This is a genomic window from Actinokineospora lacus (assembly GCF_053813445.1).
In genome coordinates this window covers 255595-271012 of the sequence record NZ_JBQERA010000010.1, presented here as the reverse complement: position 1 = coordinate 271012, position 15418 = coordinate 255595, and the positions used below count along the sequence as shown (strand labels likewise).

21 protein-coding genes and 1 tRNA gene are annotated in these 15418 nt (G+C 70.3%); 5 read left to right on the top strand and 17 right to left on the bottom strand.

Annotation, left to right across the window (positions count from 1 at the left end):
- Positions 1-686: 686 nt before the first annotated feature.
- The 5 genes from ACTG9Q_RS24670 to ACTG9Q_RS24650 all read right to left on the bottom strand — a co-directional run bounded on the left by ACTG9Q_RS24670 (position 687) and on the right by ACTG9Q_RS24650 (position 3632).
- Complete coding sequence (locus ACTG9Q_RS24670; protein ID WP_455575262.1) at positions 687-1052, bottom strand: hypothetical protein; 366 nt, start codon at positions 1050-1052, stop codon at positions 687-689.
- An 83-nt stretch (positions 1053-1135) separates the two neighbouring features.
- Positions 1136-1684 (bottom strand): helix-turn-helix domain-containing protein, encoded by a 549-nt coding sequence (locus ACTG9Q_RS24665; RefSeq protein ID WP_455575261.1) that lies wholly within the window; start codon positions 1682-1684, stop codon positions 1136-1138.
- Positions 1685-1873: 189 nt separating this feature from the next.
- Positions 1874-2140: a hypothetical protein gene (locus tag ACTG9Q_RS24660; RefSeq protein WP_455575260.1), complete on the bottom strand. Its 267-nt coding sequence runs from the start codon at positions 2138-2140 to the stop codon at positions 1874-1876.
- A gap of 997 nt (positions 2141-3137) precedes the next feature.
- The gene (locus ACTG9Q_RS24655; protein ID WP_455575259.1) at positions 3138-3353 is read right to left on the bottom strand and encodes a hypothetical protein; all 216 of its coding nucleotides are present in this window, start codon (positions 3351-3353) and stop codon (positions 3138-3140) included.
- 51 nt (positions 3354-3404) lie between these two features.
- A complete protein-coding gene (locus ACTG9Q_RS24650; RefSeq protein ID WP_455575258.1) occupies positions 3405-3632 on the bottom strand; it encodes a hypothetical protein in 228 nt (75 codons plus the stop codon).
- 169 nt (positions 3633-3801) lie between these two features.
- On the opposite strand from ACTG9Q_RS24650, the gene ACTG9Q_RS24645 reads away from it, so the two are divergent.
- Positions 3802-3990 (top strand): hypothetical protein, encoded by a 189-nt coding sequence (locus ACTG9Q_RS24645; protein ID WP_455575257.1) that lies wholly within the window; start codon positions 3802-3804, stop codon positions 3988-3990.
- 59 nt (positions 3991-4049) lie between these two features.
- Here ACTG9Q_RS24645 and ACTG9Q_RS24640 read toward each other — a convergent pair whose 3' ends face one another.
- The 7 genes from ACTG9Q_RS24640 to ACTG9Q_RS24610 all read right to left on the bottom strand — a co-directional run bounded on the left by ACTG9Q_RS24640 (position 4050) and on the right by ACTG9Q_RS24610 (position 7600).
- Entirely contained in the window at positions 4050-4688 is a 639-nt protein-coding gene (locus tag ACTG9Q_RS24640; protein WP_455575256.1) for a hypothetical protein, read from the bottom strand.
- 157 nt (positions 4689-4845) lie between these two features.
- Positions 4846-5037 carry a hypothetical protein gene (locus ACTG9Q_RS24635; protein WP_455575255.1) on the bottom strand — a complete coding sequence of 64 codons (192 nt, stop codon included), beginning with the start codon at positions 5035-5037 and terminating at the stop codon, positions 4846-4848.
- A gap of 180 nt (positions 5038-5217) precedes the next feature.
- Entirely contained in the window at positions 5218-5547 is a 330-nt protein-coding gene (locus ACTG9Q_RS24630; RefSeq protein WP_455575254.1) for a hypothetical protein, read from the bottom strand.
- A gap of 51 nt (positions 5548-5598) precedes the next feature.
- On the bottom strand, positions 5599-5832 hold the full coding sequence (locus ACTG9Q_RS24625; protein ID WP_455575253.1) for a hypothetical protein: 234 nt from the start codon (positions 5830-5832) through the stop codon (positions 5599-5601).
- 64 nt (positions 5833-5896) lie between these two features.
- Positions 5897-6904, bottom strand: coding sequence for a hypothetical protein (locus tag ACTG9Q_RS24620; protein ID WP_455575252.1), 1008 nt, complete (start codon positions 6902-6904; stop codon positions 5897-5899).
- The gene (locus ACTG9Q_RS24615; protein ID WP_455575251.1) at positions 6901-7473 is read right to left on the bottom strand and encodes an RNA polymerase sigma factor; all 573 of its coding nucleotides are present in this window, start codon (positions 7471-7473) and stop codon (positions 6901-6903) included. Before ACTG9Q_RS24615 ends, ACTG9Q_RS24620 begins: the two co-directional genes overlap by 4 nt.
- Positions 7463-7600, bottom strand: a complete 138-nt coding sequence (locus ACTG9Q_RS24610; protein ID WP_455575250.1) for a hypothetical protein — start codon at positions 7598-7600, stop codon at positions 7463-7465. The genes ACTG9Q_RS24615 and ACTG9Q_RS24610 overlap by 11 nt, the downstream gene beginning before the upstream one ends.
- A 142-nt stretch (positions 7601-7742) precedes the next feature.
- Here ACTG9Q_RS24610 and ACTG9Q_RS24605 point away from each other — a divergent pair, with 142 nt between their 5' ends.
- Positions 7743-8273 carry a hypothetical protein gene (locus ACTG9Q_RS24605; RefSeq protein ID WP_455575249.1) on the top strand — a complete coding sequence of 177 codons (531 nt, stop codon included), beginning with the start codon at positions 7743-7745 and terminating at the stop codon, positions 8271-8273.
- Positions 8274-8468: 195 nt separating this feature from the next.
- Here ACTG9Q_RS24605 and ACTG9Q_RS24600 read toward each other — a convergent pair whose 3' ends face one another.
- Positions 8469-9266 (bottom strand): hypothetical protein, encoded by a 798-nt coding sequence (locus ACTG9Q_RS24600; protein WP_455575248.1) that lies wholly within the window; start codon positions 9264-9266, stop codon positions 8469-8471.
- Positions 9267-9630: 364 nt separating this feature from the next.
- Here ACTG9Q_RS24600 and ACTG9Q_RS24595 point away from each other — a divergent pair, with 364 nt between their 5' ends.
- Positions 9631-10929 carry a recombinase family protein gene (locus tag ACTG9Q_RS24595; RefSeq protein ID WP_455575247.1) on the top strand — a complete coding sequence of 433 codons (1299 nt, stop codon included), beginning with the start codon at positions 9631-9633 and terminating at the stop codon, positions 10927-10929.
- A gap of 32 nt (positions 10930-10961) precedes the next feature.
- Here ACTG9Q_RS24595 and ACTG9Q_RS24590 read toward each other — a convergent pair.
- Positions 10962-11045, bottom strand: a tRNA-Leu gene (locus tag ACTG9Q_RS24590).
- Between the two features lie 135 nt (positions 11046-11180).
- Between ACTG9Q_RS24590 and ACTG9Q_RS24585 the strand changes: the two genes are divergently transcribed.
- Positions 11181-12503, top strand: coding sequence for a M20/M25/M40 family metallo-hydrolase (locus ACTG9Q_RS24585; RefSeq protein WP_455575246.1), 1323 nt, complete (start codon positions 11181-11183; stop codon positions 12501-12503).
- A gap of 739 nt (positions 12504-13242) precedes the next feature.
- Here ACTG9Q_RS24585 and ACTG9Q_RS24580 read toward each other — a convergent pair.
- Positions 13243-13434 (bottom strand): hypothetical protein, encoded by a 192-nt coding sequence (locus tag ACTG9Q_RS24580; RefSeq protein ID WP_455575245.1) that lies wholly within the window; start codon positions 13432-13434, stop codon positions 13243-13245.
- Positions 13435-13637: 203 nt separating this feature from the next.
- On the opposite strand from ACTG9Q_RS24580, the gene ACTG9Q_RS24575 reads away from it, so the two are divergent.
- The gene (locus tag ACTG9Q_RS24575; RefSeq protein WP_455575244.1) at positions 13638-14132 is read left to right on the top strand and encodes a DUF2231 domain-containing protein; all 495 of its coding nucleotides are present in this window, start codon (positions 13638-13640) and stop codon (positions 14130-14132) included.
- Here the strand turns inward: ACTG9Q_RS24575 and ACTG9Q_RS24570 are convergent.
- Positions 14125-14337, bottom strand: a complete 213-nt coding sequence (locus ACTG9Q_RS24570; protein ID WP_455575243.1) for a DUF5703 family protein — start codon at positions 14335-14337, stop codon at positions 14125-14127. The genes ACTG9Q_RS24575 and ACTG9Q_RS24570 overlap by 8 nt on opposite strands.
- Positions 14334-15299 (bottom strand): YncE family protein, encoded by a 966-nt coding sequence (locus tag ACTG9Q_RS24565; protein ID WP_455575242.1) that lies wholly within the window; start codon positions 15297-15299, stop codon positions 14334-14336. Before ACTG9Q_RS24565 ends, ACTG9Q_RS24570 begins: the two co-directional genes overlap by 4 nt.
- Positions 15300-15418: the final 119 nt, after the last annotated feature.

Below are 15418 nucleotides of genomic sequence, written 5' to 3'. Positions count from 1 at the left end.
CACCTCGGCCGCGGTCGACGCGCCGACGTCGGGCTGGGCGCCCACAGCCGCGCGGATGGTGTCGAGCCGCCCCTCGATCACGGCGACCACGGCGGCCGACCAGCGCCCGTCTGCCCGGTCTGGGTTCGGGATCAAGCCCGTCGCGGCGGGCCCTGTCGAACGGGCCCAGCGCCCGTCGGTGTCGGTGTGCAGGTCGCGTAGGTGGCGCGGGACGAACGCGGCGCGTGCGGGGTCCTGCCGTTCGGCTGGGGCCGGTGCGGTTGTTCGCGGTGGGCGGGGAGTGCGGGCGGGGGTGGTGGTTCGGGCCGGTGCGGCGCCGGGCCGCTGGGGGTGCATGGTGGCCATCACGGCGCCCAGACACAGAATCCTCGCTCCCGGCTTGGACACCATCTTGCGGCACGGTTGGCGGGGACGGACAGGCAAATCGGGCAGGTGTGTTCGTTGCGCTCCGGAGGCTTGCGCCGTGCGGGCTCGCCCTGGTCTCGACGTTCTGGCCCTCGTTCTCGATGAGGGAGCCGACCAGCTCGACGGCGCGTACCGCGGCCTCGGGCGGGAGCACCCCCGTCCACGGCGATGGCGCGGCGGCGCACTGACCGCGATCCGCGCACCTCGGCGACCTCACAGACCGCGGCCGGTACCTCGGCGATGGCGACATCGGTCCGGCAGCGCGTCTTGGTCACTTTTGTTCATCGCGCCTTGTCTGGTTCGGTGTCGTAGCTGATGGTGAGGGACAGGGTTGGTAGACAGTCAGGCGTGTCGTTGCGTTCGGCGATGAATTCCAGCGTTGCTCCCGGAGGCAACATCACTTTCCCCTCGCCGGTGTTCCCAAGCGAATTGTCGAATGCGACTCCGTCGCGGACGGTCTCGCCGTCGATCAGGAGCTTCCAGACGGCCACTTCTTCTGCTGCGTTGTTGCGGCAACCGTCGATGGCGACATCAACGGTGACGGTCAGGAACTTGCTGGGGCTGGGATGCTGGGTCGTGGCTTCGATGGTTCGTTGACGTGAGGAAAACCTCCAGACGTTGTCGTCGCAGGTCTCGCCACTGGGCACGCGATGGGCGGGTTGGGGCCGAGGTCGAACCGAAGATGAAACGTCAGGGCCAGTCGCCCACACAATCCACATGATGAACCCGATCAACCCGATGAACCCGACAACAAGGATGAGTATGCCGAGAGCCACCGAAAGCCAGGTGGGATCTTCTTTCCCTGGGGCTGGCGTGGCTCTCTCGGATTGTTCTTTATGTTCCTGGTGGCTTGATCGGATCGCGGGATGACAGGTTCGGTGTCGATGGGTGCAGCCGTGGGGGTGGGGTGTTGGTCGGTCTTGATGGTGTTCCACAGGGTCATGTACTCGGTGACGTGGGCCTCGGGCAGGCCGAAGGCGCGTAGCAGGGCTTGGACCTGCTCGGGCTTGGTCGGCATGGTGCCCCGATCCTGTTGGAGGATGCGGTGGACCTGGCTGCGCGTGATGCCGGTCTTCTTGGCCAGCGCGGTCTTCCCAACCCCCGAGCTCGTATGTAGCCAGCGCAGCAGGGTGAGAAGTTCGGGCTCGGTGGTGGGGGTATCCGGGGCCGGACGAGGAAGGAGGCGCCTGCACGGGCCTGGGTTCCGGAGCGGGGAGGGAGCCGTCCGCGGACTGCCAATGCTCGCGTAGACGCGACCGGGTGTCGGGCGGGACCGCACCCGCCTCCAGGATCAGGTGGTACACGGCCCAGTCGTCGGATCGGTGCCGCAGGGCGCGCTCGGCGGTCTTGCGGTCGTGCTCGCTCCGTATGCGGGCCAGAATGCGGCGTTCGTCTCCGGGGCCCAAGCTGCTGCGCAGATCGAGCAGGAACAGTCGTTCCCGCAGCTCACTGAGCTTGGGTGGGGTGGTCATCTGGGGCCGCCCTCGGCGGTCAGACCGGCACGCAGGAGTCGGGCGAGGCCGCGACCGGCGGCACGGGCGCCACAGGGAACGATGCTCAGAGCCGCCGCCAGTGCCCCGGTCCCGGCCGCTGTGGTCACCGCGTCGGTGGGCGGGTGGCCCAAGGCGATCAGCAGGGCGACGAAACCGAACACCACGCAGGCCAGCAGCACCTGCGGGTAGGTCACCGACGTCCGATTCGGCGTTGACTCCGGGGGCATGACCTCTGCGGACACGGTGATCTCCCTCGATCCCGGGGGTTCCCGATAAGCCCGGGCACCCCTGATGAACATGATTCGCGTGGTTCCAGCCAAGTCTCCACACACCAAGCCCATTCCCAGCACGGCTGCCACCAACGCGGGGAATGCGAGTCCCGATGCACCTCGTGCTCCGGGAATCACTCTATGAATACACCCTGCGATCCGGTTCACGCGAGAGCGACGCGAATGTTTCCGCCCCCTCGGGCGAGATGAGACGGGCCGCGACGCGAACGTCGCAACTGCCCCACCCCCCGTCTCAGCGGACCACCAATGAGACAAAGCGCCCACACGGCGACTCATCGCGTCTCAACCAGGGCTTGCCACGCCAGGGCACAGCGTGCGTGAACGACGACGTCATTGCCGTGTCGGCGCAGGTCTGCGGTGTCTCAACCAGTCCCAAACGGCGCGAAACCCCCTGCGACAGGGGTACGCTGAAGGAGCCAGCCCTTCGTGGCCGGTGCAAGCGCATGGTGATAGCAATCCCCCAGCGTGATCGCGCGGTTACCAGCCGAGCAACCAAGGGGAAACAACCGGTCCAAGACCGCTGCCACGGACTTCGACCAAATATCTGACACAAGCCCCGGAATCGCGATATAGCGAACTTCGGGGCTTGTGTCACATCAGCCCTGGCCAGCAAGTTCACAAGTATCAACGCAGTAAATAAAACCTCGCCTGTTCCGTCTGGAACGGTCACGTCAATTCTTCTGCCCATAGGTGGCGGTGGACGCTATTTATCGAGGGCGTAGCGGATAGTGATTCACACGGCGAGCGTCGTCAATCGCATCGGTGGCTGGCACTTCCTATGACATCGACCTCGACGGCTCCGCGCCGCGCGCCCGCTTTCGTGCCCGCGCCCCTGGCCGCGCGGCTCGCCGAGCTCGACGGCCGGAGGGGCGGGCATGCGGCCGGTTCGCCGCGGCACGGGCACCGTGACGGCGCCGATCAGCTGCCGCCAGGCACCGTCGTCGGTGTTCTACGGGGCGGTGTCCGCGTGGCTGCTGCTGCTCTCCGAGCTGGGACCTGCCCGCCGCCCGGCTTCGCGGCACTCGTCGGCGATCACGACGACGCCGACGGGCTGCGCGACCTGCTTCGCCCCCCCGGGGGGCATGAAGCGGCCCGGTCCCTTGACGGTCTGGCGCTTGTCGGCGAACCGCCGCGGCGGCGCCCCCGCTCGTGCGGGCCTTCGCACGGACAGGCCACCACGGCGGTGCCGCTGCTGTGGCCGTGACCGCCACGGGCGTTAGTGCGGTTCTGTCTTGCCGTGCCACCGGTTGCGCGGTGGGCGGGCCAGGTGGTTGCCGGGCAGGCTTTCGCCGGTGAGGGCGCGGGGGCCGTGGGTTCCCCACACCGCGAACTCGCTCGGCGCGGTGTCGCGTACGCGCGGTGGCCGGTCCCCGGTGGCGTCGAGTTGGGCGAGTTCGCCGTGGATGCCGCCCTTGATCGCACCGGAGAAAGTTGACGTTCTCACTGTGCGCGGGGGAGATGTGGGCGAGGGCGTCGAAACGTTTCGGTCCGTGGACGAGTCCTCCGACGCCTGGTTCCCTAAGTCCCGATCAAGTTCCTGTCTTCGGCGCGTGGATGCCCCTAGCCTCAAGAGAACCGGCACGTCCGGAGCGTGCCCTTATTCAGGGAGAACCATGCCGATCTTCATCATCATGGCCATGCTGGTGGTAGCCCTGTTGGGCGTCCTCTACGTTCTCGAAGTCCGTTCTCGGCGCCTCAGAAGCGGCCTCGGCAACTTGGCTGGCGCGGCGAGACCGCAGTCCATCAGCAGCAGGCACCGCGACAACGATGACCTCGGCGCACACACGACCATGCGCCCCTGACAACCCATGCTTGGCGGCCTGGTGCTCGCCGCCGGACCGCGACGCCAGCGGCCGAGGTGTCAGTGGACGAACCCGAGGTCCGTGGGCTCGGGCGTGACATCGACCCGTAAGACCCACGGCTCGTACCCCGCGCGGGTACAGGTGACGACCAGTCGCAGAGGGGCGTTCTTGTCCTGGGCGAGCAACTGCGCTGTGTACTGCGGCGGCGGGGGCCCGATCGGGAAGAGCGTGAACACCAGCTGGTCGAGGCGGGCCAGCGGGCGGCCGGGAACGGTGCGCCCGTCGTCCCACTGCTGGAACCTCCACGTATTCCAGCTCCTCGGGGCCACGTCCTCGGCGATGGCTCCGCCCGTGATGCGAACGGGCCGGTGGTCGCGGATGGCCACGGTGACGTCATCCAAGTCGTGGGGCCCGGTCAGGGTGATGACCAGCCGGCCCCTGGCTCCAGGGCCGACGAACGGCCCGGCGTCGTCGTTGTCGAAGGTCAGCGCGTACTCCAGTCGCGGCTCGAGTTCGCGGTGCTCGCGGTCGGTCTCGACCCGGGCCAGCGTGGCCGCGCTGGCCGCCGACTCCTTGGCCGCGGTCTCCGAGCCCTCGGCCGCCTTGGCTGAGCGACGGCTGGCAAACATCGCCGCAACGGCGATCCCGGCCGCGGCCCACCCGGCCCCGTCACCCGCGATGCCCCACCAGTCCGTCATAGTGCCGCTCCCTCCCGCGTTTCCGTGATCCTCGCGGCCCGCACCGACAACGCAGGTTCCCCACAGCGCCGGAGCCCCCGGATTCACCCGCTGTGCGCGCCTCCGGCCGCTCGGCACGCGTCACCTCGAAGACGTGGCGCACCGTCACCGTTGCTGGTCAGTGGACCCGGGCGTAGTGGTGTGAGTTGCCCTCGATCGTCGCGGCCGTGAGCATCGAAGGGGACCGGCGGGGCCCGACCGGCTTGGACTTCGGTCCCCGTGTCGGGTCGTCGTTGCCCTCGTCGCCGGGCTGGGCGGGCTTGAGGTGGGTCACGGTGCCGTCGACGTGGATCTCCCACTCGCCACCCACGACCGATGGCTGGGGGCATCGGACATCAGGGTTCCTCCACGTGCTCGGGCGCGTGGGCATCGTAGGTGCGGGCCAGCCCCTGGTCCTCGCGCGGTCTCACCGCTGGTGGTTGACCACCCACCACATCCGCCGCGCCCCGACCAGCCCGCGCGGGGCTCGCTGGGGGCGTGGGCGCTCGCCTCAGTCAGAGCCCTTGGTTACGGCGGCCCCTACACCGTTGTCGGAGAGGACAGCAACGTAGGCCGACCCATAGCGGACCTGGGGCGTGTAGGACTGGTGGGCGGTGGCAGGCCAGTCGAGTTCGTCCGTGGGCAGGCGCACCACAAGGCAGTTGCTGTTGACCACTTGCAGGTCGTTGGCCTTGCACCAGTCGAGATAGCCGCCGTTGCTGAGCATCACGTACACCGAGCCGCTGCTGTGGTCCCAGCCCGCGGCGCGTGCGGCCTCGACACCCGTGCGGTGCGCCTGCTCGTGTAGCTGCTGGTACGGGATACCGGTGGGAGTGGTCATGGAGGCGATCGTCGCAGGCTTGGCCGTCCAAGGGGCCAACCGGCACGCGGGCTAACTGCGCGGCCTCACCCGCCCGATGGCCTCACCGCTGGTGGTTGACCACCCACCACGGCCGCCGCGCCCCGACCGGCCCGCGCGGGGCCGCTGGGGTCGCCACCAACCGCGCGGGCCCGCCCTGGCCGCGGCGTCGGCGACGACGTCGGCCAAGCCCTCGGCGAGGTGGACCAGCTCGGCGGCGGCCAAGTGCTCGGCCACGCGGGTCCGCCCGCACCCGGGGCGCAGCATCCGCAGGCCTCGGCCTACTGCGTGGCCGGAACGGCGCCTCGATCGTGTCCGCCCCTGCGGGTGGTTAGACCGATATCGGGCCTGGGGTGGGTGCCGTTGTGAGGCCGTCGCCCGCGGATGCCGCGCGGATGGTGTAGATCCCGCCGGGTCCTGGTTCGGATGCTGTCAGGATCCATTCCTCGTCGGCTGGTGGCCATTTGGTGGTCGACCTCGACCATTGCACACCGATCAGATCCAGGTTCGTCACGTTGACTTGGCGTAGGTCGGCGGTCACGAAGTCATCGGTCAGGTCATGGAGGCGGTCTGCGGTGTGGGCGTCGATGGTCGCCATGTCCAGCCACGAGGTGTCCACAATGGGTTCCCGGTTGATCGCACGCACCAGCTGGCCGACCCCGGAACGGACTACAGCCTCACACACCGCTGTGCAGAGCTGACCGGCGAGAGCAAGGATCTGTGCTTCAACGTCCCTCTGATGGTCGAGGTCGAGGTCGCGGTCGAGGGTGTGGCCGCGGTCGAGGGCGCGGGTAAGGGCGAGGTCGAGGGCGCGGTTAAGGTCGCGGGCGAGGTCGATGGCGTGGTCGCGGGCGCGGTCAAGGTTGCTGGCGCGGGTGTGGCCGCGGTCGAAGACGAGGTCGAGGGCGAGGGTACGGGCTCGGACGAGGTCGAGGTCGCGGGTGCGGGTGGGGCGGGCGTTCGCGCTGGTGGCGTGGTGGAAGATGTCGGTGGCTAGTGCTCGCAGTAGGTGTCGGTGTGTCAGGCGGGTGGTGGGTGTGGCGGATAGCCGGTCGAGCAGGTCGGTGAACCGCGTGGGTGGCGGTGTGGTGGGTGTGGTGGTGGGCAGGATGGCAGCGAGGCCTGCGGTCAGGTCGAGGGTGTTGGTGAGGTCGGTGCCGGTGTCGCGGTGGTGGCCCGCGAGCAGGATCTCGCCTAGGCCGGTGTCGAGGTCGAGGGTGTTGGTGAGGTCGGTGCCGGTGTCGTGGTGCTGTCGGGTCAGCCAGGTGTCGGCTTCGGCGAGTGCTTCGGGGGAGAGGTCGTCTGGCTCGGGTTCGTGTGGTTCGTGGGTGGGGGTCATCGCTGCTCCTTGCGCACGTGCTGGGCGATGGTGCGGCGGGCTTTGTGCAGGTTGGCGCGCACGGCGTCGGAGGTGATCTGGAGTTCCTCGGCGATCTCGGTGGGGGTGTGGCCGTCGAGGGTCCAGGCCAGTACTTGGCGTTGGCGGGGCGGCAGGGTGTTGAGCAGGCGCAGCGCGTGGTGGCGCTGTTCGTAGGCGAGGATTTGCTCGGTGCTGATCAGGCTCGCGGCGGCGAGGGTGTCGAGGTCGTCGCCGTTGACGGGCTGTTCGCGGTGTGTGTCGGCGATGCGGCGGGCCCAGCGGCGGGAGGCGACCGTGCGGGCCCACGCGGTCTTGTTGGTCACGGTGGGCCAGTGGCGGTAGAGCTGGGTCATGGTCTCCTGGGCGATGTCGGTGGCCTCGCCGAGCGGGACGCCCTGCCACCGCAGGAACCGCACCAGGCTGGGCGTGTAGTCCCGGTAGAAGGTGGAGAACGGGGCGTCGTGCTCGCGGTCGGGGGCGCCGAGGCGGTCCTGCCCGAGCGGTGGGGCCTGTACCGGCGGCTCGGGGTCGCTGCGGTCACCGGTCATCGTCTGCTCCCATGACCAGTTCGGTCACCGAGCCGTCGACGCGCCGCTCCAGCAGGCGCCCGCCCCTGCCGCGCAGGCGGTCGGCGACCTGGGCCGCGTTCGCGCCGCGCTGCCGCTCGATGCGCACCTGACCGTGTAGCCGTAGCCACCATGTCAACGCTCCCGCACCAGCCACGCGGAATGCCGCAACGGCGGTACTCAGCGCCCCTGCGCCCGTGAACCATGGGGAAGGTCGTAGCACGGAACGGGTTGAGCAAAGGGGAACCGCCATGAGCAGGTCGCGGACGTTGGGCGCTTTCTCGGCGGCGGTGCTCGTGGTGGCGGGGAGCGTTCTGGCCTCCGCGGGTTCGGCGCACGCCGAGACCCCCGTCCAGACCTGTGTCGGTACCTGGGCGATCACCTACGACCCGCCCATCACCAACACACCCACGTTCCTGACCGGTGTCCTCACCGGGTTCTTCCCCGCTTGCACCGACCTCCAGGCCCCCGCCGCGTCCTACACCCAGGTGTTCACCGACACTGTCTCCTGCACGACACTGCTCAACGCCGGCTCGACGTCCCGCACGTACAACTGGGGCAACCCGCTGGCCACGCCGACCACTTTCACCTACAACTTCACCACCACCGTGGTCGGCGGACAGGCCGTGATCACCAACACGGGTCTGATCACGGCGGGGCGGTACGCGCCGGGCAGCGCGGTCCAGGTCGCGACCCTCGTGACGCCGGACGCCGCCGCCTGTGCCGGGTCGGGCATCAGCAGCCTCACCGGCCCGACGACCCTCACCATCTACAGCCTTTGAGCACCTGACGAGCCGATGCCGACCGGGTGCTGGCTCTCCATCACCGCGGCCACGATGGGCCAGGAGGAGCCGCGGGCAAGGCCGCGTCCTGCCTCGATCGGCCAGGGTGTCCGAACGTGTTGACCCAATCCGGGTTGGCGCGGGTTCCGGTGCGTTCTGTGGGTGGCTGCGCCTGCCAGCACCGCCCCGCCAACCTCACTGTTGGTGGTTGACCACCCACCATGGTCGCCGCGTCCCGACCGGCCCACCCGGGCCCCGTTGGGGTCGCCACCAACCGCGCGGGCCCGCCCCGTCCTCGACGTCTTGGTGCTCGTTCTCGGCGGGGGAGCGGAGTTCGACGGCGCGCACGGCGGTCTCGGGCGGGAGCATCCCGTCCACGGCGATGGCGAGGCGTACCGACCGTGACCCGCGTACTTCGGCGATGTCGAGGGCGCGGTCCTGGGCGAGGAGCAGCCATGTGGCCACGATCAGCCGCACCGCTTCGCCTGCCTCGGCCACCGGGGTCGCCGGGTCCGCCCGCTGTGGCGGGGGGACGGGCACGGCGGCGATGTCGACGAGCCGGGCGGGTGTCCGCGCGAGTTCGTCCGGGTCCTGCTCGGCGGGCGCGGTTTCCTCGAGGCCCCGCTCGCCTTCGGCCCATAGCGTCACCGTCCACCTGCCGCGCCGCGGCCACCACACCCCTGCCCGCACCGGCGCCCCGTTGACCAGTGGGGGGCGGGCGTAGGTGGCGAACCCGGCCGCGGTGGGGGTGTCCTCGGCGCGCATCCGATACCAGCCGGGCAACGTCGGTGTGGCCTCGGTGATGGCGGCGGCTAGGTGCTCGCCGAGGTGGACCAGCTCGGCGGCGCCCAGCTCCCGCGCCGCGCGGGCCCGCTCGACCCCGGCCCGCCCGCGCCCGGGGCGCAGCGTCCGCGGCCCCGGCCCGGCGGCCAGCCACGCCTGCAGCTCGGCACGGGCGGCCGGAACGTACTCGGCTCGCGCCGCGCGGGCCATGCCGTTGACGAGCCGGGTGTCGATCGGCCAAGCCGGGCGGTGTTCGTGTCTTGGCCCTGGTTGTCCTCGGCCACCCCGGGGCCCTTCCTGTTCGTCGTCTTGGTGGCCGTCATCCTTCCGGGCCCGCGCCTGTTGACCGGCATGATCACGACCTTGCCACACGCGCGCCCGTTGACGTGTGGCGCGTTGGGCCGCTCGGGTGATCGTCGCGGCGTCGTCGTCATCGCGTTGTCCGGGACTCGTCGGTTTTGCAGGGCCGTCGAGCGGGAGGTGCCGAGGGATGCCGGACTCTGGTGGGTCGTCGTTGGATCGGTGGTTGGGTTGCAACAGGGGGTCGGACCGAGCCGGAGAGGGGGCAGGTGGGTTGCGATTCGCCTTGTTCGGCCGTGCCTCGACGGTGGGGTTTCAGGATCCGGTGACGACTCGGGCGTGGCAGTGGGACGTCGCGTCGCGCCTGATCGAGGGCCACGGGCGGATCGTGGCGGAGTTCTTCGACGTCGGCGTGTCACGTCAGGTGCCATGGATGCAGCGCCCGGCCGGTGCTGCGTTGTTGGCCGCGGCGGTGAGTTCGGACCGAGAGTTCGACGCCGTGGTGGTGGGCGAGTTTGAGCGGGCGTTCGATGCTGGTCAGTTGGATGCGGTGTTGACGGTGCTGGATGAGGCCGGGGTGCAGTTGTGGCTTCCGGAGGCCGAGGGGCCGGTGGAGCGGGGCAGTGTGTGGCATGAAGCGCTGGTGAAGGTGTTGGGCGCACAATCGCGGCGCGAGGTGTTGCGTGCTCGGCATCGGGCGATGACCGCGATGCGCCGTCAGGTGGTGGAACAAGGCCGGTACCTGGGTGGTCGGCCCCCGTACGGGTACCGCCTGGTGGATGCGGGACCGCATCCGAACCGACGCCATGCCGGGTGGGGTCGTCGTCTGCAGCGCTTGGAGCCGGACCCGGCGACCGCGGAGACGGTGCGGTGGATCTTCGCTGAGCGGATCGCGGGGAAGAGCGCGGCGGGGATCGCGCGGGGGTTGAACGAGCGGGGTGTCGCGTGTCCGTCGGCGGTCGACCGGGACCGCAATCGGCATCGCTCCGGCGCGCGGTGGACGTTGCGGTCGGTGATCGAGATCTTGGAGAATCCGCGCTATACAGGCAGGCAGGTGTGGAGCCGGACCGCTGCCGACCGTGGCCAGCGGTCAGCGAGTGGTCGGCGGCCGTCGGTGCGGCGACCGGTGGGGGAGTGGGCGGTCTCGGAGCGGTTGGCGCACGAGCCGTTGGTCGCGGAGGTGGACTTCGTTGCGGCGCAGGCGGCCCAGGTGGTGAGGGTCGATCAGTGTGGCCGTACGCGCAGGTATCGGCTGTCGGGGCTGGTGCGTTGTGGGCTGTGCGGGCGGCGTATGGACTCGCACTGGGTCCACAGGCGCCCTGGTTACCGCTGCCGCCATGGCCGCACCAGCGCGCACACCCCGAGCCCCGACGTGCCGAAGCCGCTGTATGTGCGGGAGGACCATCTCCTGGAGACCATCGCGGTACGGCTTGCTCACCACGGTGACGGCGTCCAGGAGGCTGGCGTGGAGGGCTACCTGCGGAGTACCGGAATGGTCATCCGACACTCCGTGAACGGCACCATCATCGAACCGAAGAGAGCCGAAACAACAAGCCCCACGGAACGCACCTGATAGACTCAGAATGCACCCGTGGGGCAGTTATGTGTCCGAGGGGGGACTTGAACCCCCACCCCCTTAACGGGGACTAGCACCTCAAGCTAGCGCGTCTGCCATTCCGCCACCCGGACAGTGCGGGGTGGGGCTGGGCCCTCCCGCGTGGTGTGGGGATACCTTATCTGATCGTCCTCGGGGGGCCCAAATCGGGGCGGTCGTTGGGTGGGGAGGGTGGTAGGAAGGGCGGTGTGAGCGAGCAGGAGACAGGTATGGGTGGGTCGACCCCGTCTAGCGCTGAGGCCGAGGTGGTGGGGCTGACCAGCGAACTTATCCGGATCGACACCACCAACACCGGGGACCCGGCGACGGTTGTGGGGGAGCGGAAGGCGGCGGAGTACGTCGCGGAGAAGTTGGCGGAGGTGGGGTACGAGACCACCTACGTGGAGTCGGGGGCCAAGGGGCGGGGGAACGTCTTCGCTCGGCTGGAGGGGGCGGACCCGTCGCGGGGGGCGCTGCTCGTGCACGGGCACCTTGACGTCGTTCCCGCTGACCCGTCCGAGTGGTCTGTGCACCCCTTCAGCGGCGCCGTGCAGGACGGTTACGTGTGGGGCCGTGGCGCGGTCGACATGAAGGACATGGTGGGGATGACGCTGGCGACGGCGCGCCGGTTCAAGCGCGAGGGGGCCACGCCGCCGCGGGACATCATCTTCGCCTTCCTCGCCGACGAGGAGGCCGCCGGGGACTACGGGTCGCAGTGGCTGGTGCGGAACCGCCCGGAGCTGTTCGAGGGGGCCACCGAGGCGATCAGCGAGGTCGGGGGGTTCTCGATCACGGTGAAGGACGGGGTGCGGGCCTACCTGATCGAGACCGCCGAGAAGGGCATCGCCTGGATGAAGCTGCGGACCCGCGGGCGGGCCGGGCACGGGTCGATGGTGCACGAGGACAACGCGGTCACCAAGCTCACCGAGGCGGTCGCCAAGTTGGGCACGCACCGGTTCCCGCTGGTGCTCACCGAGTCCGTGCGGGAATTCCTCGCCGCCATGAGCGAGCTCACCGGGCTGGAGTTCGATGAGGACGATCTCGACGGGACGGTCGGCAAGATCGGCACCGTCGCCAGGATGATCGGCGCCACGCTCCGCGACACCGCCAACCCGACCATGCTCAACGCCGGGTACAAGGCCAACGTCATCCCCTCCGTGGCCGAGGCCATCGTGGACTGCCGCGTGCTCCCCGGCCGCGAGGCCGCCTTCGAGCGCGAACTCGACGACATCCTCGGACCCCACGTCGAGCGGGAGTGGGTCAGCAAGCTGCCCGCCGTCGAGACCACCTTCGACGGCGCCCTCGTCGACGCCATGACCGACGCCATCGTCGCGGAGGACCCCGGCGCCCGCGCCGTGCCCTACATGCTCTCCGGCGGCACCGACGCCAAGGCGTTCAGCGGCCTCGGCATGCGCTGCTTCGGCTTCGCCCCCCTCAAGCTGCCCGCCGACCTCGACTTTACCGCGCTCTTCCACGGCGTGGACGAGCGCGTCCCCGTCGACGCCCTGCAGTTCGGCACGCGCGTGTTGGACCGGTTCCTGCGCAACTGCTGACACCGGCGTGCCAGGATGCGACGTGGCCACGCGGGGCGTCCTGGATGACGGGGCAGAGCTGGCCGTGGCCGCGGCGGGCGATCCCGCCGCCGAGGTCACGGCCCTCCTCGCGCACAGCCACGCCCCACACCGCCGCGTCCCGCACAAGATCGTCGACGCCCTCCCGCACGCCACCGAACAACCTGTCCACGTCCTGGCCCACGACCACCGCGGGCATGTCCGGTCCATCAAACCCGGAGACATCCGACCAACTGACGACCTCGCCCAACTGGCTGTGGCGCCCACCAGCCGAGGCAAAGCTCGCCGATGCGGCGCCTGCCGTCGAGAGTGCGCCCCGCAGGGAGAACCGCCGGGCCGTTACGCCCCCCGTGGGCAGACCGGATTTGGCTTCCGCCGTGCGGGCGGAGGCCGTGCTCGTCGCGGAGGACCGGTCGAGCAGGTCGTCCTCACCGGACGCCGCGACCACCCAGCCGACAAGGCGTCGGGCGGCAGGCCACACCGCGCAGGCAGGGCCGGGCTCGCGGTCATCGCGCTGACCGTCCGGCACGTCGATATCTTCGCTGGCTCTGTGTTCCTGTCCGCAGGCGAACTGGTCGGCTCCTCCGCTGCCCTGCCGCACTCCGTCGGATGCCTCGTCCAAGACCTGCGCGGTATCCGGCTCGACCGGGTCAGCGGCAAGGCCATGGCCGTCAGACCGCACAGGCCGGTGCGCGGCGGTGCGCTCGGACACCACCGCGCGCTAGGCCAAGACGCCGAGGCCGTCCGCGCGTCCGAAGTGCCCGTCTCGGCCATCTGCAGACGCGCCCTCGAACAGTCCGTGCGCCGCGATGACCTGCGCCTGGGCGCGGAGATGACCGCCGCGCACTGGCCGGACAGGCCCGGCCTCGACCACGGAGCCGCCCTCACCGTCGACGTACCTGATGGGCGCCATGGTTGTCGGCCAGCTCGTCCGGACCACCCACGCCGACGCCCTGGTCTGACACCGCGGTGGTCCTGCCCGGCTTCGGGCACATGCTCCCGCCGGAGTCCTGCCCAAGATCGTCTGCCTTGCGCAAAGTGGGGGAAAGTTGTGAACCCGTGGGGTCATCGAACCGTAGTTTCGAGAGACTCAGGATCTATCAGCCGGAGGTGTCCATGCCCGAGTTCGTGAACGGACTGCCGCTGCACGTCCTGATCATCCACGCGGTGGTCGTCCTGGTGCCGCTGGGCGCGCTGGGGACCGTGGCCATCGCGGTGTGGCCCGCAGCCCGCCGCCGTGTCGGCTGGGTGGTCGCCGCGATCGTGGGTGTCGGCACCGCCCTCACCCCGATCGCCGCCCAGAGCGGGGAACTCCTCCAGCGCAGACTGCCGTCGAACCCGGCGATCCTCTTACACCAGGAACTCGGCGAAGCCCTGATCTACTTCGTCGTCCCGCAGCTGATCGCCGTGCTGGCCCTGATGGTCGCCCACACGGCCCACCAGTCCGCCGAGCGCTCCGAGGGCAGGACCACTCGCGCCCGCGTCGCCGTCATCGCGGCCGCGGTGCTGGCCGTCGGCCTGGCCGGAGCGGCGTCGGTGCACGTCTTCCGCGTCGGCGAGGCGGGCTCGCGCGCGGTGTGGGAAGGCGTGGCCAACCTGCCCGCTAAGTGATGACCCCGGGGACCGCCCCGGGCCGCCGCTTGCGCCGCAGCCACACCTTGCGCGTGCCGTCGGCGTAGAGCCGCACGTTGGACAGCTCCCAGCCGGAGAACTCCGCGTGGATGGCCAGCTGGGTGGCCGCGGTCAGCCGCGACACCTGGGGCGGCAGCCGCAGCGGCCGGTACTCCCAGTCGCCGTCGATCACCCCTTCTGTCATGGTGTGATCACCTGGACACCTCCTCCGTTCGCCGAGGCCACGACCACGCGGCCATCGGCCGGGTCCACGGCCACCGAGTCCGGCTGGCCGACGGTGGGGAACCGGTAGCGCTCCTGGGGCTCGCCGCCCGCCACGTCGAAGCCGACCACCTCGTTGGTCGCGGTCAGCGTGACCCAGGCCAGGTCGCGGGTGGCGTCGTAGGCGATGCCGTACGGAGATCCGGGCACGGGATAGCGCTGGCGCAGCAGCAGCGGCTCCATGCCGAAGGCCAGCAGCGCGTTGCCGCGGGTGTCGACCACCAGCACGCGGCCGAACCGGTCGACGACGCCGTTCGTGGAGCCCTGGCCCGCGCGCAACCCCTCCTCGACGTCGCCGTCGGCGAAGTCCACTCGGAACACCGCGTTGCGCAGCCGGTCGAGGACCATCGCCTGGTCGCCCACGGCATACACCTGGTCGGCGCTGAGCAGGCCGCCGGAGAAGGTCTTCCTGGCGTCGTCCGCGCCGATGACGACGACGCCCTTGGTGTCGCGGACGGCGACGAGCGTCCCGGCGGGGTGCCTCGCCGCGGCGGCTGGGCCGCCCTCGACGGACACCTTTGTGGTGGTGGCGGTGCCCGGGTCGACGCGGACGAGGAGGTTCTTGCTGGGCACGGCGGCCAGCAGCGCGCCGTCGTCGGTGGTCAGGGTCTCGACCGGGCCGGGGAGCGCGACGGTGCGGGGCGCCGCGTCCAGGGCGTCGAGGTCGTAGAGGTCGACGCCGGTTGCCGTGGCCACGGCGAGAGTGCCTGACGCAATGGCCAGCGCGGAGGCGGCCTCGGCGGGCACGACCTGGCCCGTGGGGGTGGCTGTGGGGGCGGGGGAGCGGGCGGCCGTGGCGGCCACCGGGTCCGTGGTGACCATCAGCTCGTCACGGGGCTGTTCGGAGGAACAGCCCGCGGCGGCGAGCAGGACGGCAGTGGCCACGGTGGCGACCGGACGGCGCAACGAACTCCTCCGACGGGCATCAGCTGAAAGGACGTCTTCCAGCATCCCGCACCGACCGGCGGCAAGCCACGCCCATGTGGGCTGTGTCGCCCGGACAA

What these genes read in the sequence shown, in the direction of transcription:
- ACTG9Q_RS24645 (WP_455575257.1), top strand. Translation starts at nt 3,802, where the DNA reads ATGCCGATCTTCATCATCATGGCCATGCTGGTGGTAGCCCTGTTGGGC.
- ACTG9Q_RS24640 (WP_455575256.1), bottom strand. Translation starts at nt 4,688, where the DNA reads ATGACGGACTGGTGGGGCATCGCGGGTGACGGGGCCGGGTGGGCCGCG.
- ACTG9Q_RS24630 (WP_455575254.1), bottom strand. Translation starts at nt 5,547, where the DNA reads ATGACCACTCCCACCGGTATCCCGTACCAGCAGCTACACGAGCAGGCG.
- ACTG9Q_RS24625 (WP_455575253.1), bottom strand. Translation starts at nt 5,832, where the DNA reads ATGCTGCGCCCCGGGTGCGGGCGGACCCGCGTGGCCGAGCACTTGGCC.
- ACTG9Q_RS24620 (WP_455575252.1), bottom strand. Translation starts at nt 6,904, where the DNA reads ATGACCCCCACCCACGAACCACACGAACCCGAGCCAGACGACCTCTCC.
- ACTG9Q_RS24615 (WP_455575251.1), bottom strand. Translation starts at nt 7,473, where the DNA reads ATGACCGGTGACCGCAGCGACCCCGAGCCGCCGGTACAGGCCCCACCG.
- ACTG9Q_RS24605 (WP_455575249.1), top strand. Translation starts at nt 7,743, where the DNA reads ATGAGCAGGTCGCGGACGTTGGGCGCTTTCTCGGCGGCGGTGCTCGTG.
- ACTG9Q_RS24600 (WP_455575248.1), bottom strand. Translation starts at nt 9,266, where the DNA reads ATGGCCCGCGCGGCGCGAGCCGAGTACGTTCCGGCCGCCCGTGCCGAG.
- ACTG9Q_RS24585 (WP_455575246.1), top strand. Translation starts at nt 11,181, where the DNA reads ATGGGTGGGTCGACCCCGTCTAGCGCTGAGGCCGAGGTGGTGGGGCTG.
- ACTG9Q_RS24580 (WP_455575245.1), bottom strand. Translation starts at nt 13,434, where the DNA reads ATGGCGCCCATCAGGTACGTCGACGGTGAGGGCGGCTCCGTGGTCGAG.
- ACTG9Q_RS24575 (WP_455575244.1), top strand. Translation starts at nt 13,638, where the DNA reads ATGCCCGAGTTCGTGAACGGACTGCCGCTGCACGTCCTGATCATCCAC.
- ACTG9Q_RS24570 (WP_455575243.1), bottom strand. Translation starts at nt 14,337, where the DNA reads ATGACAGAAGGGGTGATCGACGGCGACTGGGAGTACCGGCCGCTGCGG.